25 protein-coding genes and 1 tRNA gene are annotated in these 24,916 nt (G+C 36.3%); 10 read left to right on the top strand and 16 right to left on the bottom strand.

The window, feature by feature from the left end; translation table 11 throughout:
* Position 1 precedes the first annotated feature (1 nt).
* From OXPF_RS20010 to OXPF_RS20055, 10 genes are all read right to left on the bottom strand, one after another.
* Positions 2-259 (bottom strand): DUF4321 domain-containing protein, encoded by a 258-nt coding sequence (locus OXPF_RS20010; protein WP_054876982.1) that lies wholly within the window; start codon positions 257-259, stop codon positions 2-4.
* A 208-nt stretch (positions 260-467) separates the two neighbouring features.
* Positions 468-1,418 carry an SPOR domain-containing protein gene (locus OXPF_RS20015; RefSeq protein WP_054876983.1) on the bottom strand — a complete coding sequence of 317 codons (951 nt, stop codon included), beginning with the start codon at positions 1,416-1,418 and terminating at the stop codon, positions 468-470.
* 307 nt (positions 1,419-1,725) lie between these two features.
* A complete protein-coding gene (locus tag OXPF_RS20020) occupies positions 1,726-2,280 on the bottom strand; it encodes a GNAT family N-acetyltransferase (protein ID WP_160317279.1) in 555 nt (184 codons plus the stop codon).
* Between the two features lie 128 nt (positions 2,281-2,408).
* Complete coding sequence (locus OXPF_RS20025) at positions 2,409-3,011, bottom strand: lytic transglycosylase domain-containing protein (protein WP_242854465.1); 603 nt, start codon at positions 3,009-3,011, stop codon at positions 2,409-2,411.
* Positions 3,012-3,023: 12 nt separating this feature from the next.
* Positions 3,024-3,623, bottom strand: a complete 600-nt coding sequence (gene coaE, locus OXPF_RS20030) for a dephospho-CoA kinase (protein WP_054876985.1) — start codon at positions 3,621-3,623, stop codon at positions 3,024-3,026.
* A gap of 8 nt (positions 3,624-3,631) precedes the next feature.
* Positions 3,632-6,274, bottom strand: a complete 2,643-nt coding sequence (gene polA / locus OXPF_RS20035) for a DNA polymerase I (protein WP_054876986.1) — start codon at positions 6,272-6,274, stop codon at positions 3,632-3,634.
* A 92-nt stretch (positions 6,275-6,366) separates the two neighbouring features.
* Entirely contained in the window at positions 6,367-7,260 is an 894-nt protein-coding gene (locus tag OXPF_RS20040; protein WP_054876987.1) for an anti-sigma factor family protein, read from the bottom strand.
* Positions 7,261-7,281: 21 nt separating this feature from the next.
* The gene (locus tag OXPF_RS20045; RefSeq protein ID WP_054876988.1) at positions 7,282-7,863 is read right to left on the bottom strand and encodes an RNA polymerase sigma factor; all 582 of its coding nucleotides are present in this window, start codon (positions 7,861-7,863) and stop codon (positions 7,282-7,284) included.
* 58 nt (positions 7,864-7,921) lie between these two features.
* Positions 7,922-9,058, bottom strand: coding sequence for a chorismate synthase (gene aroC / locus OXPF_RS20050; protein ID WP_054876989.1), 1,137 nt, complete (start codon positions 9,056-9,058; stop codon positions 7,922-7,924).
* 81 nt (positions 9,059-9,139) lie between these two features.
* On the bottom strand, positions 9,140-10,081 hold the full coding sequence (locus OXPF_RS20055; RefSeq protein ID WP_054876990.1) for a metal-dependent hydrolase: 942 nt from the start codon (positions 10,079-10,081) through the stop codon (positions 9,140-9,142).
* Between the two features lie 171 nt (positions 10,082-10,252).
* Here OXPF_RS20055 and OXPF_RS20060 point away from each other — a divergent pair.
* The 5 genes from OXPF_RS20060 (at position 10,253) to OXPF_RS20080 (ending at position 13,365) form a co-directional block, all read left to right on the top strand.
* Positions 10,253-10,339: transfer RNA gene (locus OXPF_RS20060), tRNA-Leu, on the top strand.
* Between the two features lie 69 nt (positions 10,340-10,408).
* The gene (locus OXPF_RS20065) at positions 10,409-10,732 is read left to right on the top strand and encodes a hypothetical protein (protein ID WP_054876991.1); all 324 of its coding nucleotides are present in this window, start codon (positions 10,409-10,411) and stop codon (positions 10,730-10,732) included.
* Between the two features lie 287 nt (positions 10,733-11,019).
* Positions 11,020-11,331, top strand: a complete 312-nt coding sequence (locus tag OXPF_RS20070; RefSeq protein ID WP_054876992.1) for a hypothetical protein — start codon at positions 11,020-11,022, stop codon at positions 11,329-11,331.
* Positions 11,332-12,086: 755 nt separating this feature from the next.
* On the top strand, positions 12,087-12,557 hold the full coding sequence (locus tag OXPF_RS20075; RefSeq protein WP_054876993.1) for a flavodoxin: 471 nt from the start codon (positions 12,087-12,089) through the stop codon (positions 12,555-12,557).
* Positions 12,558-12,591: 34 nt separating this feature from the next.
* Positions 12,592-13,365: a DUF72 domain-containing protein gene (locus tag OXPF_RS20080; RefSeq protein WP_278308418.1), complete on the top strand. Its 774-nt coding sequence runs from the start codon at positions 12,592-12,594 to the stop codon at positions 13,363-13,365.
* Between the two features lie 14 nt (positions 13,366-13,379).
* On the opposite strand, the gene OXPF_RS20085 is transcribed toward OXPF_RS20080, so the two are convergent.
* A complete protein-coding gene (locus OXPF_RS20085; RefSeq protein WP_054876995.1) occupies positions 13,380-13,643 on the bottom strand; it encodes a hypothetical protein in 264 nt (87 codons plus the stop codon).
* Between the two features lie 346 nt (positions 13,644-13,989).
* Between OXPF_RS20085 and OXPF_RS21985 the strand changes: the two genes are divergently transcribed.
* Positions 13,990-14,151 (top strand): MerR family DNA-binding transcriptional regulator, encoded by a 162-nt coding sequence (locus tag OXPF_RS21985; RefSeq protein WP_242854467.1) that lies wholly within the window; start codon positions 13,990-13,992, stop codon positions 14,149-14,151.
* Positions 14,152-14,196: 45 nt separating this feature from the next.
* Here OXPF_RS21985 and OXPF_RS20090 read toward each other — a convergent pair whose 3' ends face one another.
* Positions 14,197-14,742, bottom strand: a complete 546-nt coding sequence (locus OXPF_RS20090) for a hemerythrin domain-containing protein (protein WP_054876996.1) — start codon at positions 14,740-14,742, stop codon at positions 14,197-14,199.
* A gap of 36 nt (positions 14,743-14,778) precedes the next feature.
* The gene (locus OXPF_RS20095) at positions 14,779-16,002 is read right to left on the bottom strand and encodes an arginine deiminase (protein ID WP_054876997.1); all 1,224 of its coding nucleotides are present in this window, start codon (positions 16,000-16,002) and stop codon (positions 14,779-14,781) included.
* Between the two features lie 207 nt (positions 16,003-16,209).
* On the opposite strand from OXPF_RS20095, the gene OXPF_RS20100 reads away from it, so the two are divergent.
* Entirely contained in the window at positions 16,210-16,776 is a 567-nt protein-coding gene (locus OXPF_RS20100) for a biotin transporter BioY (RefSeq protein ID WP_054876998.1), read from the top strand.
* Between the two features lie 302 nt (positions 16,777-17,078).
* Positions 17,079-18,989, top strand: a complete 1,911-nt coding sequence (gene asnB, locus OXPF_RS20105) for an asparagine synthase (glutamine-hydrolyzing) (protein ID WP_054876999.1) — start codon at positions 17,079-17,081, stop codon at positions 18,987-18,989.
* A 15-nt stretch (positions 18,990-19,004) separates the two neighbouring features.
* On the opposite strand, the gene OXPF_RS20110 is transcribed toward asnB, so the two are convergent.
* Positions 19,005-20,081 (bottom strand): undecaprenyldiphospho-muramoylpentapeptide beta-N-acetylglucosaminyltransferase, encoded by a 1,077-nt coding sequence (locus tag OXPF_RS20110; RefSeq protein WP_054877000.1) that lies wholly within the window; start codon positions 20,079-20,081, stop codon positions 19,005-19,007.
* Between the two features lie 274 nt (positions 20,082-20,355).
* On the opposite strand from OXPF_RS20110, the gene OXPF_RS20115 reads away from it, so the two are divergent.
* Positions 20,356-22,425 carry an ATP-dependent helicase gene (locus OXPF_RS20115; protein WP_054877001.1) on the top strand — a complete coding sequence of 690 codons (2,070 nt, stop codon included), beginning with the start codon at positions 20,356-20,358 and terminating at the stop codon, positions 22,423-22,425.
* A gap of 97 nt (positions 22,426-22,522) precedes the next feature.
* On the top strand, positions 22,523-22,951 hold the full coding sequence (gene perR, locus OXPF_RS20120) for a transcriptional regulator PerR (protein WP_054877002.1): 429 nt from the start codon (positions 22,523-22,525) through the stop codon (positions 22,949-22,951).
* A 79-nt stretch (positions 22,952-23,030) separates the two neighbouring features.
* On the opposite strand, the gene OXPF_RS20125 is transcribed toward perR, so the two are convergent.
* Both OXPF_RS20125 and OXPF_RS20130 read right to left on the bottom strand, forming a co-directional pair.
* Positions 23,031-23,936 carry a diacylglycerol/lipid kinase family protein gene (locus OXPF_RS20125; RefSeq protein WP_054877003.1) on the bottom strand — a complete coding sequence of 302 codons (906 nt, stop codon included), beginning with the start codon at positions 23,934-23,936 and terminating at the stop codon, positions 23,031-23,033.
* Between the two features lie 115 nt (positions 23,937-24,051).
* A complete protein-coding gene (locus OXPF_RS20130) occupies positions 24,052-24,915 on the bottom strand; it encodes a cell wall hydrolase (protein WP_054877004.1) in 864 nt (287 codons plus the stop codon).
* Between the last annotated feature and the right edge of the window lies 1 nt (position 24,916).

A 24,916-nucleotide genomic window follows, 5' to 3' on the forward strand; every position in this document is an offset into this window, starting at 1 on the left:
TTTAGAAACGTTTGACAAATATAATCAATCCTATAATGAGGCCTATTACGGAGAAAAAATTTATGCTTATGCTGAACCCCAAAGTAAATGTAACTACTTTTAGATTTATAAGCATAGGCCCCGCACCTATACTGAAACTCTTTGTTAACATTCCGGGAATATAAGGATCTAATATGTATCCGATAAAACTCCCAATGATACAGCAGGCTACAAGCAGTATGAAAAGACTTGCTGCATTCTTTTGTACCCTTCCTACCAATGATTTTTCCCCCTTAAAAGATAATTATTCCACTATATTCCCAAAAATATAGAGTAAAAAATATGTCGTCTATCCTCATAATAGTTTAACATTTTATTTATTTTCAAACAAGTGTTGTAAATTTTTTATGTAAAGTAAGAGGCTATTAAATTTCTGCGAAGATAGCCTATCATAAGGCATTTAATACCTTTTAAGGAAAATATTTTATTTAAATAAGATTGTTATATTGCTCAATTATATCTCTATATATAAATACACATTTTACAATTTCTTCTTCGATTTGACGAATATTATCTAATTCGCTCGAAAATATTGTTTTTATTTTATTGAAATTTAAAACTATCTCTTTTAATCCTTCACCGGCATTTGCCTCTATCCCTTGCGTATTATCCAAATACCCGGTGATTTTTACTCCTAACTCTTTTATATTTTCTTTGACCTGTACATTTTCAGACCCAAAATCCTCAATACCGCTCAATACATTCAAGGCCTCATCCAGTGAATCTCCTATACTGTTTATTGTATTGCTAAGAATTATGAATTCTTTCCTGTCCTTCATGTCCTGGGATATTTCTTTTGGTTCTATTCCCATTTCCTTAATGAGACAAGTATAGCCCTCCTCTTTCAAATCAGAAACTCTTTTTTGAGCAAAGACATTATCAACTCCGATTCCGACTATAACACGGCTGTATTCGTCCTCATTCAATATGTAAGAAGGCAGATTCTTTTTATTTAGCATGTTCGCCAATGCATTGGCATTTTCCTGGGATGCAAAGGCACCCGCCTGGATCGTTATGTATCTTCTTTGTTTTATATCCATATATTTTAAAGCTTCCGTCTCTTTTATATCTTTATTAACTTCCTCTTTTACCCCTTCCTTGACTTCTTCCTTTGCTGCTTCAGAAACTTCCGGCACAGCCTCTCCATTAATCTCTGTTGATGCTTGTACATTTTCTTTTATGGGTTCCTTTATATCTTCATTAAGATATACCGTAGTTTCATTTTTAGCTGCTCGTGAAAAATAAGGCGTGATTATAAATTGCGAAATCAGATAACCGAAAAAAAGACCTATTACAGGTATCAATAAAACAATGCTGCCTGTCATAATGCTTTTTCGGGCTTTCTTTCTCAATATAAACTCAAACCTGGTATACTTCATATCATTTCACCCCATTCCTTTGATTTATGCTGCTTTTTAATATATATATTCCGGCTTATTAATCATTTTAACATCTACGAGTAAAATATGGTATTATTTTACAATAAATTATTTTAAAGAAAATAAAAGGGATGCAGATTCTTATCAACCTCTTGCTTGTTTGGCTTTTTTTATTGATTCTAAACACTGTTGGCTCGTTTACAGTAACCATATATTAGGTTTCTCAATTATCTTTATAAAAAAAATATTTCATTTATATTCTTGTTGAATATAAATGAAATATTCTAAAGTTTGTATGCTTATTTAATTACAGCACCATCTTCTGTCTGTAGTACTGCTTTTTATATTGCTTATGCAAAATGACTAAGTCATAGTTTTTATCATCGATTGTAAAATATCCTTTGGTAACTCTGTGGACGTTGAAACCGTTTTTCTCCCAGAAATATTTTACATGGATACTGTCATTTACAATACAGGCATAAAAGTTTTTAATATCCAGCTTGTCGTTGAATTCCTTGGTCAAAAGATCAAGGATTTTCTTTCCCAGCCCGTTGTTCTGGTATGGCCTGTCTATAAGCAGGGACATTATCCATACTTCTCCTTCATCTCTGTAATCTATACGCCCTTTTACAAAGCCTATAAATTGTTCGTTTATATTGATGCTTAAGAAAAACTCATGGGCGTTTATCAGGGTTTCAAGATAATTTTCATTCACTTCTTCAAGGGTTATGGGCTTGTTTATACCCATAGAATATTTATATTGTATATTGCTGCCATTGAGCCATTGTGCTATCACCGAAAGCTGCTTCTTCTCAATATCTTTAATAGTCAGATTTCCATCTTTAATAAATAATGACAACATAAAATCACCATTTTCTAATAAAATTTGCATCCGGTTTTGAAATCCTAACCATTTTTCCTCATTATTTAGTTCTATAAAAATATTTTTTTTCCTTCCTAAAAATTAAACATAAAAAAATTGTGCTAAAACTATTCACTTTTTTTATATGATAAATCCGGGTATAAAAATTTATAAATTTTCTGATGTCTTAATACCTTTGATACATACTGGCGGGTTTCCCTAAAAGGTATATCATCCAGCGCAGTACCATCTTTGCTGTAATTTTCATCCTGCAGCCACTTTCTCACATTGCCGCTTCCGCCGTTATAAGCCGCAAGCATCAACTCCGTCTCAACCTTTAAGTCCTCTGAATCAAATTCCTGCCTTAAATTATTAAGATACCAGCACCCTATTTTTATGTTGATCTCAGGATTAAATAAGAGCTCCTCATTAAAATCCGTCAACCCCATCATTTGCGCCGCCCAATTTCCTGTTGTCGGGGTAACCTGCATAAGCCCTTTTGCATCCTTGTGGGATTGGGCTGATATGTCATACTTGCTTTCAACATTTATGACGGCAGCCACAAGGTAAGGGTCTAAATCGTACATCTGTGCATATTTAAGCAGCAAATCGGTATATTTCAAAGGGAAAAAGTGTCCCATCAAAACATCAAACTTGAAAATTAAAATGACTATGACGGCTGAAAATATCAAGGGGCGCAATATAGATTTTTTTCTTCGTTTTTTATGCAATAGGACCACACCTCATCTTACTACTATATCATTCCACAGCCTTTCAACCTGCTGTCTTGTGTATTCCATTCCCCTGCTGTTATCAATTATTTTATCTGAAAACCTCTCTTTTCCCTCAAAGGGCATTTGGGATTTAATCCTTTTTTCTGCGGCCTTGATATCAAAATTGTCCCTCTTTACAAGCCTTTTTATCTGAGTATCATAATCTATGTATACAAGCCAGACTTCATCGACCATATCGGCCATTTCCGCTTCTATTAAAAGGGCAGCATCGATTACAACAACGGCATCAGGGTCTTCAGCCTTTATTTCATTAATCATTTTTAACATCTTTTCCTTGATTTCGGGATGGGTTATTTCATTTAAATTTTCTAAGCTCTTTACATCATTAAATACAATTGCGCCCAGTGCTGTTCTGTTTAAGGTACCATCATTATTTAAAATTCCTCTTCCAAAACGATTTGCAATTAAATCTAAGGCTCTCTCGCCCGGCTCCACGACCATTCTGGCAACTATATCGCCGTCAATAATTTTAGCGCCAAATTCTTTTAAAATTGAAGATACAAGGCTTTTTCCGCTTGCAATACCTCCTGTAAGGCCTATAATTTTCATACTACCTCCTATTTCGCATCAAACCAGCTTTTTCCCATGTTGATGTCCACTTCCAAGGGAACATTAAGCTGCATGGCATTTTCCATGTTATTTTTCAAAATAGACTTCACTTCTTCTATCTCATCCTTATGGACTTCTATTATAAGTTCGTCATGAACCTGCAGTATCAGCCTGGATTTTAAATTTCTATTTTGAAGCTCGCTGTATACCTTAACCATGGCAATCTTTATGATATCCGCTGCCGTTCCCTGGATTGGGGTATTCATGGCCAGCCTCTCTCCTAAGGATCTTATGTTAAAATTAGTTGAATTTATCTCGGGAATATACCTTTTTCTCTTAAGCTCTGTTGTTACATAGCCGTTTTTCTTTGCAAAGGCTATTATATTATCCATATAATTTTTTACACCTTCATACTTGTTCAAATAATTATCTATATAGCTTTTAGCTTCTTTTCTTGAAATATTAAGATTAACGGACAATCCGTAATCGCTTATACCGTACACTATCCCAAAGTTAACTGCTTTAGCACTGCTTCTCATAAAGGGAGTAACTTCGTCTAAAGGTACATTGAATACTTCTGATGCCGTCTTCTTATGTATATCCAGCTTGTGATGAAATGCATCAATAAGGTTTTCATCTCTTGATATATGGGCAAGAACCCTTAATTCAATCTGGGAATAATCCGCAGATAAAATAAGATATTCATCACTTGAGGCCACAAAAGCCTTTCTGATTTTTTTGCCCATTAAAACCTTTACCGGGATATTCTGAAGATTGGGCTCGGTGCTGCTTATCCTTCCTGTGGCCGTCACCGTCTGGTTGAAATTGGAATGTATCTTTTTATCTTCTTTTATTATATTTAGAAGACCGTCTACATATGTGGATTTTAATTTTGCAATCTGCCTGTATTCAAGTATCTTACTTACAATCTCATGCTGAGGTGCAAGCTTTTCCAATACCTCTGCATCGGTAGAATAGCCCGTCTTTGTCTTTTTGATTACAGGAAGGTTTAATTTATCGAATAAAATGGCGCCCAACTGCTTTGGTGAATTTATATTAAAGATTTCTCCGGCACTTTCGTATATCTCTTTTGTTAAACGGTCTATTTCATCGCCGAATTCTCCGGATAAGACATTTAATATATCCTCATCAACGGCAAAGCCAAGTATCTCCATGGAGGCTAAAACCTCAATAAGAGGATGTTCAACCTTATTGTAGAGCTCATACATGGCGTTTGCTTCAAGCTGTTCTTTCAATATGTCTTCCAAATTATATATATAAATTGCCTTTGTACATAAATAATTTGACTTTACCTTTATATTTCCGCCCTTTATCATGTCTGAAATTTCTTTTTCAGACGGTATGTCTTCCTTTAAATAAATTCTGACTAAATCATCTGTATTATATGTACTTTCCGACGGATTTAAAAGATAGGCTGCAATGGCAGCGTCAAACTCCATTCCCTTCAATGTCACATCAAATTTATGTAAGCTTACATAGCCGTCCTTGGCATTGTGGCATAGCTTTTTAATGCTTTCGTCTTCAAGGATTTCTTTCAACCCTAATATAAGTTTCTTATCTGCCGGTATGTACACCGCATTTTCTCCGTCTAAGGATATGGCCATGCCTTCTATTTCGGTATTGTAAAAATCGCTCCCCCTTAAATTGAAAACTAAAGATATTTTCTTTTTATCCTTTATGGATCTTATTAAGTCGTCTAACACCGAAAGGGAAACTTTCGGGTATTCCTTTATTTCAAAGCCTGTACCTTTATCCTCCTTATCCTGTGAAGGAATTTTATTTATTAAAGTTTTAAATTCCAGCCTTTTAAATAGGGATATCAGGGCTTCCTTGTCAGGGTATTTGTTTTTGATTTCTTCAAGTTCAAATTCAATGGGGGTATCAAGGCAGATGGTAGCAAGCTTTTTGCTGAATAGAGCCTGTTCTCTGTATTCTTCTACGAGCTCCTTTACTTTTTTCCCGCTTATTTTTTCATGATTTTCTATTAAATTTTCAATTGATCCGAATTCCTTTATAAGCTTTATGGCAGTCTTTTCACCTATGCCCGGCACACCGGGTATATTATCTGACTGGTCTCCCATTAATCCTTTTATATCTATGAAGCTTATAGGCTTAACTTCATACTTTTCTTCAAAGGCCGATATATCATATACATCAATTTCGGTTATGCCTCTTCTGCTTATGGCAACCTTTATGTTGTCTGTGACAAGCTGCAGGGCATCCTTATCACCGGTATAAATTAAAACATCCATGCCCTTATCTTCGCATATTTTTGATACGGTGCCTATTATATCGTCAGCCTCAAAGCCGTCCAGCTCAAAAATACCTATTTTGAAAGCCTTTAAAATATCTTTAACCAGCGGAAACTGGACTTCCAATTCAACAGGCATTTTCTTCCTTCCAGCCTTGTAATCCGAGTACTCCGTATGCCTGAATGTAGGAGCCTTTCTGTCAAAGGCTGTTGCTATGTAATCAGGCTGTTCATCATTTATTATTTTAATGAGCATATTTGTAAATCCATATACGGCGTTGGTATGCAAACCTTCGGAATTGGTCAAAGGGGGCAGAGCATAAAAAGCCCTGTTAAGCAAGCTGTTCCCGTCAATTACAATAATTTTTTCCCTTTTCATTAAAAATCTCCCCTTTTTATAATTTACCTAATAATTATAACTGATAATAGACATAAAAAAATACATGTTTCCATGTATTTTTTCCAAATTGGTTATTTTCTATTAAGGACAACAATTATATAGCTTGCTTTGCCCTTCACTTCTGTTTCCGAATCCGAACTTTCTCCTGTCATATTCCTTTGCGATTCTTCAATATCCCTCTGTGATATTGAAACATCATCTATTTTATATTCACCCGTTAACTTCTGTACAAAAGAATCCATATTTTCTTTTGGTATCGTATATTCAACGCTTTCTTCAATGTCAGATACTCCCTTTAAAACCCCTATATCCGAAATTATCTGCTTATAAAATTTATCGTATTCCTCCGCTTCAAGGTTTACATTTATAACCGTCACAGACGCCTCATCTTCCAGAGAATCTTCATACATCTGAATGCCGTAAGTTTCAGGTGCTGCATTTGATGCATTGTTCATCTCCCCGTTATCCTGCGATGCCCTCATGGCCGTTTCAGGTACTGCCATTTTAAGAGAAGGGTTGTTTATTGATTCATCCGTTTCATTTTCAGCTTTGGATTGAGCACCCCCGGCTGTGGGTGCTTTAGCGCTTTGGATGTACATATCCTTAGCTGTTGATGAAGCTTGATTTTTAATACGAAAATTTATTATTCCGGAATTCATGGCCATGCTTATCGAAACAGCAAGAATGATTGCTGCCGCTGCTACTGAATAATGTTTTTTGAAAATTCTTTTTTTACTTCTTCCTGCTTCAGCTTCAAGCCTATCATGAAGTTTCTGATGAAAATCATCAGGAAGGTCAATATCAATCAACTGATGGCAATCGTCAACAATGCTCTTTAACATATTATATTCATCTCTGCAATTCTCACATGTTTTTAAATGTTCTTGAAACTCTTGTGCGTCATTGTCCTCAAGTATGCCATCAACATATTCCGACATTAAGTCCATTGCTTTACTACATTCCATGCATAACCCTCCCTTCACTTTTTAGACGGACTTCCTTATAAAAGGTTCCTTGTCCTTAAGCTTTTCTTTAAGCATATTCCTCGCCCTGTTCAATCTGGATTTTACCGTACCTATATTTATATCTAACACCTGAGAAATTTCTTCATAACTGTGACCCCGAATATCTCTAAGGACAATCATCATTCTGTATTCGGGGGAAAGCTCCATTATATATCTTTTAATAGTTCCCAGAGTTTCCTTTTCCTCAACAATTTCCTCAGGCAGCCGCTCTTTACTTGTTAGCGGTATTTCGAATTCTTCATCATTTTCATTTGACGCAATTAAAGAAACAACATTTTTTCTCTTTCTTAATTCGTCTATGCAGACATTGGTGGCAATTCTGTATACCCAAGTGCTGAAGGTTGAGTTCTCTTTAAAGGAATTTATGGATTTATATATCTTTATGCATACTTCCTGAGCGATGTCACTGGCATCTTCCCTGTTGTTTGTCATTCTGTAGGCTATATTATAAATCTTCTTTTCATAAGCCAATATAAGCTCTTCAAAAGCTTCTATATCTCCTCTTTTGCTTCTGTCAACAAGCTCTTTTTCCGGATAGCTCAAACTTCACACCCCCTTGACAAAAGTTTTCTCCGGTTGCTTTTACTCCATGTATTTAAAACTACTTTTTAAGTACTTGCTCCTTGTAGGAATTGAAATTGTTCGTGGTTTCTTTCATGCTGTCACCGCCGAATTTCTCCATGACGGCGCAGGCAATTTCCCACATAGCCGCATTTCTTGCTACCACACCGGCAGCAGGAACAGCACATACATCCGAGCGTTCAAAAACTGCCTTACAGGCTTCCTTAGTGCTTATATCCACGCTGCTCAGAGGGACTCTAAGTGTGGGTATGGGTTTCATGCTTACCCTTATTATAATATCTTCTCCGTTTGACATTCCGCCTTCAATACCGCCAGCATTGTTTGTTCCTCTGTAATAGCCCTTATCTTTAGAATAATATATTTCATCGTGAACCTTTGAACCATGAAGATTAGCAACTTCACTTCCCATTCCTATTTCAACGGCTTTTATTCCCTGTATGCTCATCATAGCTCCGGCCAATCTGGCATCTAATTTTTTATCCCATTGTACGTGGCTGCCCAATCCCGCAGGAACATTTTTAATTATAATTTCAATTTTTCCCCCTAAGGTATCTCCTTTTTCCTGAGCTAAGGTAATTTCCTCAATCATTTTCTCCTCGCATTCTTTGCTTGAGCACATTAAATCAGAGGCCTCCGCAATTTTAATGCCTTCTTCAGTTACGGGAGAATTGTCAATAGCACTTCCTATTTGAACAACACGGCTGTGTACTTTTATATTAAAATTCTTCAAAAAAACAGTTGCAAGTGCCCCTACGGATGTTCTTATGGAAGTTTGTCTGGCACTTGATCTTTCTATAATATCCCTTATATCATCAAGATCGTATTTTATAATACCGTTTAAGTCTGCATGACCCGGTCTGGGTCTTTGTATTTTCTCATTTAAAGGGTCATTTAATTTTTCTTTCCAGTTTTCGTAATCCTTGTTTCGGATTATAAGGGTTATGGGTGCACCTGTGGTTTTGCCCTGCCTTACTCCCGTCACTATATTTATCTTATCTTTCTCAATTTTCATCCTTCCACCCCGGCCGTAACCGCCCTGGCGCTTTTCCAATTCGTAATTAATCAAATCTTCATCTATTATTAAATTCGAAGGCATACCTTCCACTACAGCAACGAACATTTCTCCATGGGATTCTCCTGCATCTAAATATCTCATATTAATGCACCTCCTTACTATATGTTAATGTATATTGTCACTAAATTAAAGTAAAAAATCCTGAAATTCAGGATTTTTTGACTATACATCAATATTTTTGTTTATATTATAGGGATTAAACTTCTCTTCCAATATATTCATTTTTTCATCGTATATTATGGTTGCGTGATGCAGGAATTCTCCTTTTAAAATGTAACGCAAATCCGTCAGAAGCGCCTTGTAGCCGTCGTTTATCTTTTCAAAATCTATATGAAAAATTGGAGTGAATTCTTTGAAATACTTAGCTGTTCTGGACTTTAACACATGTTCTTCTATACCATCATCCTGGCCTTTAAAAATATCGAAAACCCTTACTCTATGATAGAGAAAATTTATATCGCCCACTATTTTTGACATTGAACCTTCTATTATATATTGAAACTTATAAAAGGCTATCATAGAAGGCAGCAGGTGAATCTTTCTAATATGGCATATATCGCAAAACTCCCTTCTTAAAAGGATGCTTCCGTATACATGCATAAAGACTTTGCTCATAATGTAAAGGATAAATATTGCAATAATATACTTGTTATATCCTAAATTCTTATAAGAGGATATGGTGGATATAGCAGCAAGTCCTAAAATTATTGGGTCGGTGATTGTAAGCATGCACAAGGTATACTTCTTATTTGAAAGAGGCCATAATATCTTTGCCCCGTATGAATTTAATAAATCCGATAATATGTGGGTTAATGTTCCGATAAATACCCATAGCATAAGAGTAAATACAGAAGTCTCGGGATAAAATAATTTTAATACGCCCCCGGCTGCCATTGCTTCTAATGCAATGCCTATAAGGGAATGGGATCCCCCTCTGTGATGCTTTAAGTAAGCTGCATTTCCTAAAGTTCTCATAACAATGTCACCGTCCGGAAGTATTGAACCGGTAACTGTAGCAACTGTTATGGGACTAAGTATTGAGAAGGTGTTCTGCCCTGCAGCGGATACAGCCATTCCAATTAACCCATGTGTAATAGGATCCATATTTAATTCATTCCCCCTTAAGTAACCTATCTAAAATTATATCACCTTATATAATATAAAATCTTATGTATATAGTTACAGTAATGGCAATAATAATTAAAGGAATAATTTATTAGGCGGTATTGATTTTTTAAAATTACTGTGATAAGATAATCATTGTCACAATTACATGCCGGTGTGATGGAATTGGCAGACGTAGCGGACTCAAAATCCGCCGGTGGCAACACCGTGCCGGTTCGACTCCGGCCACCGGCACCAAAAATTTGAGACAAAACAAATGCAAGATAGCATTTGTTTTGTCTCAAATTTTATATTATGGGGGTAATAATGAAAAAATTATTATTCTATATACCAGCTATTATGTTCATACTTTTTTATGGAATAGTAGCACTTAGTGGTTTTAGTGTTATTTCGCCTGTTGTTGCGATTTGGTTACTCTTATGGTTTATTAGCGGCTTTCTTCTTAATAAAAATTATTTTTGGGGTAGTTTGTTGGGTACATTGCCGGCAATTCATTTAGTTTATATGGGAACGCAGGAAACAGGGCAAATTATCAGTGAGGCATCAATAGGTATTGTAGTCTTAATTTTTTATCTTATTTGTGGATATTGGATTTATAGAAAAAATATAAAACTATCGCATAAGTTGTAAATACATAATGAAAATTGCTGTTGTTTATCAGGCCATCCGGCTCCAATAGCCGAATGAGTTTTATATGGAACTTAAAAGGCATTGGATAGCGGCCTCTATGGTTATAAAATGATGATGGAAGAATATCTACCGGGTAAGGAAGTAACAATTTCCGTATTTCCTAACGGACACTGCTTGCCTGTTTTCAAGGGATAGAAATTATGAAATTAACTCAAGTATATAATAGTATGAACTGTAGTAAAATTTAATAAGCATTTCCAGACTTTTAAAAAAGGAGTTTTTATTAAATGAATGATAAAATGTCTAAGATCGGTATTGGCACAGTATCGTTAGTCTTAGTTATAATAGGAGCTTTATTCTCTTTCTCATTTGGTAAAAATATTTCAATAGGTGATTCAATCCTTAATTCACTGGGATTAAAGACGTGGTCCAATATAAATACAGGAATTCATTACACTATTTTTTATTCATTAATATTTTATATCCCAGCATTGACTTTGAGTTATAAATTCAAAGGTGACCTTGGTTCAGGATTAGGACGTATAATATCAATCGTGTTAATAGCGTTTACATTACTTAGCTCACTCCTAATAATGTAATTAAATGGTTATGGCCGAGCTGCGATCTTCTCCGGCAATGCAGTGACGGGCAAGGCTTTTTTCTACCGTAATAATCAGCTCAGGTGGAAGAGAAGTGGCACGACTTAATTTGCATTTTCGCCCATTCTTTTTTATATTAAAGCCGTATAAAATATTTATCTTGACAATAGGGTGCACTATACCGGTCCACCGGCACCATAATGAACGACGGTTGGTGATATGAACATTTTTTCTGGTATGTTCATATCATCAGCCGTTTTACTTTGCGCTGAATCCTTTACGGAATAAGAAGCATCATATTTTCGTCTCGCATTCTCCCACTTTGAATCCGATGAAAGCGCCCGAAATTATTGAAGATGGGCAACTGCTTCCGCTTAGCAGGAGAAATGTCTTTGTGCTCTGCCAGACAAGGCTTAAAGCTTGAAAATATAGAGTGCAATAACAAGATCTTTGTACGGCAGTAGATGTGAAACCTTTGATACCAATTATAGCAGCATGTCTCTATTTGGCAAAGCAGCAGAAGTTTTTGATTCAGAAAAAGAGAAACCTTAATAGCACTTCATGGAAAAATATTCAAAGGACTTTATGGAAACAGGTATACAATATATTAGCAAAAGTGATAACGCTACAAAAGTGATAAAAATTCAAATTGAGCATTTTACAGGTAAAGCACAACAATAGATGTCTGTTTATTTTTGCCCTCTGACAAGCTATAATAGCGGTAACCAGAAATTTTATGAACGGAGATACCATATATGAACAACACACTGATTGTCTATTATTCGCTTTTTCAAAATACAAAGAATTTAGCGTTGAAAATAGCAAAACAAACGGGCGGCACTCTAAGAGAATTAATCCCTGATAAAAATTACTCCTTTGACTACAATACAGCCGCCAAAGAAGTGAGAAATCAAATCTCCCGCGGATTTTGCCCGAAGCTGATATCCGGAAATGAGCCCATAGATGTGTACCAAACTATATTTATAGGTACGCCCAACTGGTTTAAAACGATAGCCCCGCCGGTTAGGAGTTTTCTAATACAGCACGATTTTACGGACAAAACGGTCATCCCTTTTTGTACTCACGGAGGCGGCGGATTTTGCCAAATTGAAAATGATATAGCTAAGGAGTGCCCAAAATCCAAAATTTTGCCTGGCATTGCCATAAATGGCACTGTTGCACCGGGGGAGGTTGAAAATTGGCTTGGGACTATTGGGTATGAGTGACAAAAATCCAATTTGAAGGAGGTAAAAAAAAATTATATATGTAGGAACTTCAGGTTACAGTTACGAAGACTGGAAAGGCCCTTTTTACCATGAAAAAACAGATAGAAGCAATATGCTTGAATTTTATTCAAGGGAATTTAATTTCACCGAAATTAATTCCACATATTATAAAATGCCCAATATATTCATGTTTTTTAATCTGTCAAAGAAGACGCCGGATAATTTCAGGTTTTCCGTAAAGCTTCATGACTCAATGACTCACGAAAAAACTGCGTCAAAGGATGACTACATGAAATTTAACGAAGCCTTAAAACCCATTACAGATAACGGAAAATTGGGCTGTGTGGTTGCTCAGTTCCCTTACTCCTTCCATTATACCCCGGAAAATATTCATTATATATCAAAGATTAAGGAAAATATTCTGGATATACCCCTTTGCATTGAATTTCGAAATCAGGAATGGAATAATGCCGATATTTATAAAAAGCTGTCTCAGGAGCAGATTGGCTATGTCTGTGTGGATGAGCCGGATATAAAGGGACTTGTAAAACCCATAAGCGTTGTTACATCAAATATAGGATATGTAAGGTTTCATGGCCGCAACTGTGAGAAATGGTACAATCACAAGGAAGCTTACGAGCGATATGACTATTTATATGGCGAAGATACCTTGAAGGATTGGGTTTCCAGGATAAATTTTATAAATGACAACACTGATTTTACATTTATAGCCTTCAACAATCACTTTAAAGCTCAGGCAGCTGTAAATGCCAGAATGCTTCAAAGGCTTCTAGATTCTCTTATCTAAAAGCCTTTTTTCTTTCATATTTTGAACAATACCCACTTCATGGTCCTTAACTCGTATTTTATTTCAAAGACCTTCTCCAGTCCGTTTATGAGGCTTTGACACTTAAATACCACGGTATCATTCCCACCTATCTTCTCAATGTCTTTTTTGAGTATTTTATCCACCTTTATTACAGTAAAGGATTCACTTCCACTTTCAAATCTGAACCTAATGGGATTTGGATATCCCTGTTCATTAAACCATGCCAGCATTTGTATCGGCTTTGATAATACTTTCAACTCTATCCACACCTTTAATTAATGATGTATCCACTGCCTTGACTTTATACCGCCTCTATAACCAAGAATATCTTCCTCAGGTCTGGGCTATTTTCCTGCTGAACTCTATATTATTTCCCAAGTTTAAATATACTGAATTAGCATCAATATAATATTATTATATGCGAACATGCGTTCTTTTATCAAGAAACATATTTCACCATTTTTCAATATCCGTTGAATTATTAATATGAACACAGTATATTTAAAATTGGATAAAATGTTTAAATATACCCTTGACTCTCCTGCTGCAGGAGAATATAGGATTGTTTTAGGAAGGAAGTGATTGTTGATGTATCGCATTGGAATGTTTTCCAAACTCGGCAAAACCACCATTAAAACGCTGCGGTATTACGATGAAGTCGGATTGCTTACCCCGGCCTACGTAAATGAAGAAAACGGTTATCATTATTACGCAACGGATCAGCTCTTTAAGAAATACAGATTCCCATTAAAAAGTAAGGATTAGGTTCATAATAAAAGACCGTTTCCTACGGTCTTTTATTATGAAATATTATGATTTTATCAAGCTGTCTGCAAAAGCTGTGTATTTTTCTCTTATCTTTTTGTTGGCCTCATCTTCTTCAATTTCGTCAAACTCATTTTTAAGATCTTTTTGTGTTTCACTGTCTATAATTCTTCTGGATAACATGTAAATGTTGCTATCTTCCTTTTCTATATGTTTTTTAAGCATTTCCGCATATATAAGGGCATTGGCGATAATATATGCTTTTTTACTTTTATCTCCCTTTTCATAGTCCTCCACCGCTATTTCCAGGCTGCTTATATAACTTCTGCCCAAATCATGCTCCAACAGCATCCCCATTACCGGGCCTCTTTTTAAATTATCATCGGCTTCAGCCAAAATATTAAAAAGCTTTTTTTCTTCTTTCTGGTGATGGTATTTATCCGCATATCCTCGTACAAATTCAATCACCTTCCTGTAAAATTGAGGGTCGGCGTCCTTGCCTTCAGATAACTTTATGCAATCATCCTCTATCGCTGACAGTACTTTTTTAATATAAACATGCTCATTTATCAATATATCTATGGCGTCCACTTATAATTCACCTCATGATTTTATTTTTAAATACAACTATATATCCTCTCTCAAAAGGGGCATTGTCATGCAGTGAGGACCGCCCCTTCCTCTTACAAGCTCCGAGGCTTCAACTTCTATGACATTAAGGCCTAAATTCCTTAATATTTTATTTGTCTCTTCGTTTCTGTTGTATGTGATGATGCTGCCCGGAGCAATGACAAAGGTGTTGGTGCTGTCGCTCCACTGTTCCCGGGCTGCTGTTATTGAATTATCTCCTCCGGAATTTATTATTTTTACACTTGAGAGACCTAAGCAGTCTGAGAGAGTATGTTCCAAGCTCTCTTCTGCTTTTGCCCTCACATTTCCATTTTTTCCAGGATACAATCTGTAGGTATGGATGCTGTTTTTTATGCCGGGATAAATGATAAACTTGTCATAGTCAATTACGGTAAACACGGTATCCAAGTGCATATAAGCCCTCTTTGCAGGTATTTCAATAACTATGATCTGCTTTAGCTCTTCTTTTTCTATCAAAAGCATATGTGCTACCGATTCTATAGCAGACTCAGTTGTCCTTTCGCTGAAGCCTATTATTAAAGTGTCTTTATTTAATACAAGGACATCTCCTCCTTCTATCCCTGTGGGTATTTCACCTTCAAACCACAAAGGAGTATTCAAATTTTTAAAAAGAGGGTGATTTTTGTGAAGGAACCTTAAAAAAATGGTTTCCCGCCGCCTTGCAAAATTAAACATCTGGCTGACTAAAAGCCCCTTGTTTATGACTGTTCCGTGATCCCTTGTAAAATACATACTGGGCATAGGGTCTAAATAAAAAGGATAGCTTTTCATGGTCAAATCACTGAAGGACGTCTCGGATTTCAAATCCCTTACGGTATCCTTTGACAGACCGGCAATTATAGTTTCCACCGCAGTCTTATTATCAAGGCCCATTATGTAATCATGGACTATTCTTTTAACTTCTTTATCAAAAAGAGTGCTGAACTTTAAATGCTCATTTATCAATTCTTCCTTTAAACTTTTATCTTCAATTATTTCCTCAACTAATTTTTCAGTATAATATACTTGTGCCCCCAATGTGCCTAAGGCTTCTACAAAATCATCATGTTCTTCCCTTGCTCTCTTTAACCAGGGTATTTCATCAAAGAGAAGATTTTCAAGATATCGTGGTACCAAATGATCAAGCTCTGGTCCCGGCCTGTGTACTAACACGGCTTTCAGCTTTCCTATTTCTGAACTAACCTTGATTTCATTTATCAAAACAAACACCTCTATGGTCAATATTCAAATGTATTATTCCCAAAGTCATAAAAAATACTTGTTTTTGCATTGTAACTGATAAACTTGAAAAACCTGTTGCTTCCTTATATTTTCTTTGTTGACTGCCTTGACACTTTATAATAATTGATATAATATAATTGTTAACTTATTATATTATATTTAGTTTACGATTAGGAGGACTATAAAATGAAGTTTTCAACAAGAGAAATGATACTTGCAGCATTATTCGCAGGACTTACTATAATAGGCGCCAAAGTAAATCTTTTACTTCCCGAAATACCCATTACCCTTCAGCCGGTGGTAGTTATGATGGCAGGAAGCCTCTTGGGGCGAAAGACGGCATTGTTAAGCCAGGTTGTATATGTTTTATTAGGGCTTATAGGCATTCCCGTGTTTTCAAAGCCCCTTTCAGGTCCTGCATACATCATAACACCCTCCTTTGGATATTTGATAGGTTTTGTGGCTGCTGCCTATGTTATAGGCCTGGTTATTGAAAAATCAACTAAAAAAAGCATTGTCACCTTCATGGCTGCAAATGCTCTGGGACTTATTTGTATATATGTTATAGGTGTAACTTATATGTACTTTCTCATGAATGTATACTTAAATAAGCCTATGACCATATTAAATGCCATAGCTTTGGGTGTGGCACCCTCAATAATAAAGGATGTATTAATGGGATTTCTCATTTCTGCTCTTTCGGCAAACATGTACAAAAGAATAAATCTCCAGCTACGAAAAAGCATCGGTTGATTTAACGCTGCGGCTTTTGATATAACAAATTATATATATTAAATTCCCGTAAATTCAACCGCCATGAACTAAATTCACTTGCCCTTCACATTGACAGGGTATGTTTAAGTGTTTTATACTTCAAATATGGATAGGTCTGCGCATTGATTCAGGTATAGAAAAGCTCCTGTGGGATATAATCTATATAAGTTAAATGCCCAGATTGAATATTTCCAAATATTATAAAAAACCCACAACACTTGTTAATTTATAGATAACTTTTATCTATTAAAGACCCCATATATGAAAGGAGTGGATAGCTCTTGTGCGGTTTTGTAACTATATTTAAGGACCAGCCCCTACCCGAAGACAACAATACAGCAGATATAATGGCAAAGATGACTTCTATAATCAAGCACAGAGGTCCCGATCAGGAAGGTACTTTTACTGATGAACATATATGCCTTGGCTTCCGCCGTTTAAGCATAATAGATTTGGAAAACGGCAGCCAGCCTTTCCCATACGACGATGGGAGATATCAAATGGTTTTCAATGGTGAAATATACAACTATATAGAGCTCAGGGAAATGCTCATTAAAGAAGGCCTCCCCTTTTCCACTCATTCGGATACAGAAGTAATACTTGCACTATATAAGCATATGGGACCGGAGTCCGTTAAGCTTCTTAGAGGTATGTTTGCTTTTGTTATTTGGGACAGGCAAACTCAGAAAATTTTCGGAGCAAGGGATCCCTTTGGCATAAAGCCTTTTTATTATGCTTTCGGTGAAGACTATCTTTACTGTGCATCGGAAAAGAAAAGCCTCCTTTTTAGTGATGAAGTATCGACAAAAATAAACTTGGAATCCCTTCATCATTATTTAACATTCCAGTTTGTTCCGGAGCCCAATACCATATTATCCGATGTTTTGATATTGGAACCGGGTACTACAATTGAAAAAGAGCTGGGGCAAAAGCCTGTTATAAACAGGTATTGGTCTGTCATTTTCAACCCATCCCCTGCGCCCTTTGGGGAAAGGTTAAAAGAAATAAAAAATGCCCTTGAAGATTCCGTAAAAGTACATATGCGCAGCGATGTACCCGTAGGAGCATTTCTTTCGGGAGGTATTGACTCAACAATAATAGTAGCCTTATGCGCAAAATTAAAGCCCGACATAAAAACCTTTACCGTTGGCTTTGAACGGGAAGGTTTCAGCGAAATCGACCTGGCAAAGGAAACCGCCGACAAATTGGGCGTTGAAAACATCAGCAAAATTATAAGCGCTGAAGAATTTATAAACGAACTCCCCAAAATTATATGGCACATGGATGAGCCCATGGCAGATCCGGCGGCTGTTCCATTGTATTTCGTTGCCAAAGAAGCCCGCAAGCATGTTACTGTTGTACTTTCAGGCGAAGGCTCCGATGAGCTTTTCGGCGGATATAATATATATCGCGAACCTTTATCGTTAAAAGCCTTTTCACGCATACCTGATTTTGCAAAAAAATTGATCAGATTTTCATCCTCTCTTCTTCCTGACGGTGTCAAAGGAAAAAGCTTTTTGGAGAGAGGCTGCACCTCTATTGAAGAAAGATACGTAGGCAATGCTAAAATATTTCAGCAATCCGAGAAATCCATATATTTAAAGGATTATTCCAAGGATTATTCCTACCAAAAGGTGACAGAACCTTATTACAGGCAAGCCAAGGATTATGATGACGTAACAAAAATGCAGTACATCGATATAAACACATGGTTAAGAGGCGATATCCTTGTAAAGGCCGACCGTATGACCATGGCTCATTCCCTTGAGCTTCGAGTACCCTTTCTTGACATGGAAGTATTTAAAGCAGCGTCAAAATTAACTTTGGATGATAAAATCGGTAATTCCACAACAAAATACGCGCTCAGAGAAGCTTTCAGAGGGGTAATTCCCGACGCCGTTACCACAAGAAAAAAGTTGGGATTCCCGGTGCCCATAAGGCATTGGCTTAAAGATGAAATGTATTCCTGGGCTGTAAACCTTATAAATGAAAGTGAGACTGAACAATATATACAAAAGAATATGGTGCTTTCAATGTTAGAAGAGCATCGCAAGGGCCCATTGGATTACAGCCGCAAGCTGTGGACCATCCTCATTTTTATGCTGTGGCATCAGATTTTTGCGGAAAATAGGTTCAGTATATCAGAAAACTTAAACTTTCTAGAAATAGAAAATCAAGTGGCAGTGATGTAAAGGAACAACCCTCGGCTATGCTGAGGGTTGTTCTTCATATTTCCTTATAAGTTTCATTATTTCCGTGGTACCGTCAGGTACCTTCTCTTTTCCCATGTTGTCAATGTATATTTTACGGTTTTTATAAATTTCAATTATGTTATCATATAATTTCTTGCCGTCGATTTCTTCTTCAATCAGCATCTTGCTGAAGCCTTGCTTTTCAAAAGATTTTGCATTTAATATCTGGTCTCCCCGGCTGGCTTTAGTTGACAGAGGGATTAATATGTTGGGAAGCTTTAATACTAAGAATTCGGATATCGAATTTGCACCTGCTCTGGATACAACAACATTGGCTATTTTGAAAATATGGGGCTGCTCTTCATTCACATATTCAAATTGCTTGTATCCTTTCAAAGCTTTAAGGGATGTATCAACATTTCCCTTGCCGCATATATGAACCACCTGAAAATCCTCTAAAAGCTTTGGGAGTATTTCCCGAATAATACGGTTTAAATTCTTAGAGCCCAAGCTTCCGCCCATAACCATTATGACAGGTTTATCCTTTACAAAATCAGTAATATTCAAACCCTTATCAAAATCACCCATTAAAAGTTCCCTTCGTATGGGAGTACCGGTATAAAAAGCCTTGTTCTTTGGCAAGTTCTTGGCGGCTTCAGGAAAATTTGTGCATATTGCCGTTGCAAAAGGGCTGGACAGCTTATTTGCAAGGCCAGGGGTCATATCCGACTCATGTATGATTACCGGAATTCTGTTCATCCACCCTGCCAAAACAACTGGAACTGTTACAAATCCTCCTTTTGAAAATATAACATTGGGAGTCAATTTTTTTATAATGGAAAAGGCCTCTAGCATGCCCTTTACAACCCTGAATGGATCGGTGATGTTTTCAAGACTTAAATACCTTCTAAGCTTTCCTGCATGTATTGAATGATAAGTCACATCAACTTTTGATATAATGGATTTTTCAATCCCATCTTCCGTTCCTATATAATGTATTTCCCAACCTTCTTTTTTAAGCTGGGAAATAAGTGCTAAATTAGGTGTTACATGACCGGCGGAGCCGCCGCCTGTTAAAACGATTTTTTTCATCTTGTCCCCTCATTTACTCCAGTTCTCATTTATCATTATAGCATTAATGCTTCCGGAAATAAATTTTCAAAACCATTGTACATGAAATATTATGCATTTATATTTATTACATTTCCCTGGAAATATTATACATTTTATAGAAATGATTATTAAAATCTCAGCTGGATAAAATCAATGATAAGCAACTTATGCTATAATGAATCTTTGATTCATTTGACATGCAAATTTCATGATATAATTACAAAGTACGCCGAATACTGAAGTGAGGTCAGCCATGGATTTTTTTAAGTCGATACAAGCAAAAGGATTACATTATAACAACAGTCAGCAGGATGCTATAACTCATGTAGAAGGCCCTCTTTTAGTTGTTGCCGGTCCGGGTTCAGGAAAGACCAGCGTTATTACCGCCAGAGCTGCCCATTTGATATACAAGGGAATAACACCTTCGAATATTCTGGTAATAACCTTCACCAGGGCGGCAGCCAATGAAATGAAGTCAAGATTTAAGGATTTTCCCGGCATAACACAGGATCATTACAGCAAAACTGAGTTTGGCACCTTCCATTCCACCTTCTATAAAATACTTAATTCTTATTACGGAAGGCATCTTCCTGTATTGGACCAGAAAAAAGGCTTTTCTGCTGTAAAAAATATATTAAAAGCATTGAACGAGCCCGTTGACGATGAAATAGTTCAAAACACCATAAACGATATATCAATAGTACGTACATCAATCCTAACTACTGATTTCAAGCCTCAGAGCATATCATTGTCAAAATTAAAAAGGGTATTGAAGGAATATGAGAGCTTTAAGCATTCCGTTAATTGCATAGACTTTGATGATATGATGATTATGTGCAAGAAGGTATTTGAAACCGATGATAAAGCCTTAAATTTCTACAGGCAAAAATTTAAATATATTCTCATTGATGAATTTCAGGATACAAACCAAATTCAGTATGAAATCGTGAAAATGTTGTCCCATCCTTTAAATAATTTGTGTGTTGTGGGAGATGATGACCAGTCCATTTACAGCTTCAGGGGGGGTATGCCTGACTGCCTTATAAATTTTAAGAAGACTTTCTCCTCCTGTAAAACCGTAATCCTTGATATAAATTACAGATCAACACAGGAAATTGTGGATTTTGCAGCCAAGGTTATAATTAATAACAGCAGCAGGATGAGTAAAAATTTAAAATCCTTAAGGGAAGAGGGAGGCAGCCCTAAAATTTCCTTCCCCCAGAATGAGGATTTGGAAGGCGCATTTGTTGCCGATACTATTGAGGATCTCAAAAATAAAGGATATTCCTACAAGGATTTTGCCGTGCTCTACAGGACTAATATTCAAAGCCGCCATATCATAGACGCACTCATTAAAAGGGGTATACACTTTAACATAAAAGACGGCCTTAACAATTTTTATGAGCATTGGATATGTCGTGACATAACCTGTTACCTAAAGCTTTGCATAAACGGCAGCGATGCTTTTAGCCTCGCACAGATAATAAACCGCCCGGTAAGGTATATAACAAGGGAAATCACGGACAGGGTATCTTATCTTTGTGCCAAAGAAGGCTATAATGTTTTTAAAGCCTTTGAGGCTTGCGGCATCAAAGAATTTCAGAATACAAAAATTAAGGAGCTTTCTAAGAATATAGAATCCCTTAAATTAATGAGGCCTCCTGCAGCCGTTAATTATATACGGAAAATAATAGGTTATGATAACTATATAAGAAATTATTGTATGGAATCAAATATAGATTTTGAACAGCTTTTTGATATTCTCGATGAATACGAATCCTCTTCAGCCGGTTTTCTCAACGCGTATGAGTTTTTATCTCATATACATGAAATGTCCCTTAAATTAAAGGAAAGTACTCAAAATAAAGCTTTTATAAAGGATAGTATTACCTTATCAACGGTACATAGCGCCAAAGGGCTGGAATTTTCAAATGTATTTTTGATAGGTGCAGTTGAAGGATTCTTTCCTCACAAGAAATGCATCAAAACCGGGGAACATATTGACGAAGAAAGACGATTGTTCTATGTTGCAGTGACAAGAGCTAAAAATAATTTGTTCATCTGTGCTCCTCAGAGCCGAAACGGTGCAAAGCAAGCTGCATCCAGGTTTTTGATGGAGGCCTCCTCCAATCAAAAAGAGCCTCTTAGACATAAATCCTTTTCATTAAATTCCGGTGATTTAATAAGCCATAAAATCTTTGGAACGGGAAAGATAATGAGCGTCAAAAAAGACCTTATTTCAGTGCTCTTTTATAATAGGAAGGGATTGAAGGATTTGGACATAGAAACCTGTGTTGACAATAAACTTATTGAAAAATCTTAGATTAATATCATTACTTTATTGACTTATTTGAAATATTATTTTACAATATATATAATAATATTCAAGAAATAATAATTATTGTTTAAGGGTGATCAATATGAATAATTTAGCAGCTGCTTTCAAGCCTAAAAGTTTAAAACTTACTCCTCAAAGAATAGCTGTATATGAAATGTTAAAAAATACAAAAGCCCATCCATCTGCTGAAACAATATACAATACCATAAAGGAACAATATCCAACCATGAGTTTGGCAACAGTTTATAAAACACTGAAAACTCTCGAGGAAATCGGACTTGTAATGGAGCTTAACGTAGGTGAGGGAAATTTCAGATATGATTCCAATACTCAACCCCATTCCCATATTGTTTGCAATAAATGCGGAAAAGTCGATGATATTGAAGATGCTGATTTGTCCCATATTAATGAAGCTGTAAAGAAACACACAGAATACACAGTATTGTCAAGTAAAGTTTACTTTTATGGAATTTGTCCCGAATGCAAAACCTCAGATGAAAGCAGTAATTAAATTTATTACGCCGGGGACTAGATCTTTGGCGTATTTTTTATGTATATTTTAAAAGGACCAGATTAACCGGAAAATTATTTTAATCCATAACAGAAGACATGGCTTCCTGTAACGGCGCAGCCAAAAGAAAACCTTTATTTATTATCTCAAAGCGGATGCTTTTCTCTTTGTATACTTCTCCGTCGATATTTAACGGCAGCGGTCTGTCACATTCTATATATACCTTTTTTGACCTGTAAAATTTAACTTCCTTAAATTTTTCATGTTTTCCTTTCATAAACTGAGGAAATAATACCAGCATTTTAAATTTAGGCATATTTTCTATAAAACAAATATCAAATAGTCCATCATCTAAGACTGCATATGGCGCTGCCTCCATCCCTCCGCCATAAAACCTTCCGTTTGCTACGGCAGCCAGTAGAACCTTTTTTTCAACTTCCCCTTCGTCAATAAGCATCTTTATATTTTCGGATTTTCTTTTAAATATAGTTGTTATGAGTGCTGCAATATAAGCTATGCTTCCTGAAAGGAATTTTTTTGCTTTGTTTGTGGCCAATACCACCTCTGCATCAAATCCTACGCTTGAAATATTGATAAAATACCTGCCATTCACAATACCTATATCCATATTTTTTATTTGTCCATTTAAGGTGTCGTTTATTATTTTTTCCGTATCTCCCTTTATTCCAAGGCTGCGAAAAAAGTCATTTCCGGAACCGTAGGGCAGTATGGCAAGGGCAGTATTTGTATTTGCAGTACCGTTTACCACCTCATTTACCGTCCCGTCCCCTCCTACGGCGAAAATTATTTTATATCCATTTTTACAACCGGCTTTTGCAATATCAACAGCATGTCCTATTCTTTCGGTATATGCTATATCATATTCTATTTTTTCCCACTTTTCCATCACTGCTTTAATAACAGGAGCTTCCTTTAACGCCCTGCCTTTTCCGGCAGCGGGATTTATTATAAAAAGAACCTTCATCAACAATACCCCCGATGTATAATTCCAAGATAATTATATTTTACACATGTCAAAAGCCTTTATAAAGATAATATCAATAATAAATAAAGCTCCCTTAATAAGGGAGCTTTATTTATTATTGATAAAACACATGTTCTCCGATTCTTGTAAGATATGTTTTATTCTTTACTATCCACTCTCCCGCCGACTTGTCAGGATTAAAGAAATACGTGGCATTTCCTACTGGTCTTGAACCGCTTAATGCTTCTTTTGCGGCCTTGATACTGTCGGTACCTGGAGTATTGTATATGGTTCCGTCTGCTACAGGGCTGAACTGAGGTATACCCTTGTAGTCATCAAAGATAACTTCTTTTATTGTATCAGGGAAGTCCTTTGATTCCATTCTGTTTAAAATAACATTTCCTACGGCTACCTTTCCTAAATATGGTTCTCCTGAAGCTTCGGACTCTATTATTCTTGCCAGCCAGTAAATATTTTCCTCTGAGACTTCTGCAGTTACTGAAGCTGCCTCAGATACTGTCTTTGCCTCATCTAAAGTACTTAATTTCTGACCAGGATAAATTGTATCACCAGCTAAAGAATTTATAATTTTGAGCCTGTCAGAGGTTGTCCCATATTTTTGGGATATAATCCACAGAGTATCCCCTTCATTTACGGTATACAGGTCTTGTGACTTTCCGCCAATTAGTGTATCAACTTTGGATAATGTTGCCGGCCCTGCAATACCGTCAGTGCTTAAACCGTTGGCTGCCTGAAATTTCATTACTGAAAATCTTGTCAGGGTTCCGTAATTTCCTGTAGGATTGCTTCCGTTAAAGTACCCCAATGCCTTAAGATTCTCCTGAAGCTTTAAGACTTCCGCCCCTGTGCTTTTAACTGCCAAAGTTGATGCAGCAAATGCATGCCCATTAAACAGCACAGGTGCCGTCAATGCCAATGCAATCATCATGGACATTGACGCCTTTTTTATTATGTTCATT

Origin of the sequence: Oxobacter pfennigii (genome assembly GCF_001317355.1) — a bacterium.
GTDB classification, from domain to species: domain Bacteria; phylum Bacillota; class Clostridia; order Clostridiales; family Oxobacteraceae; genus Oxobacter; species Oxobacter pfennigii.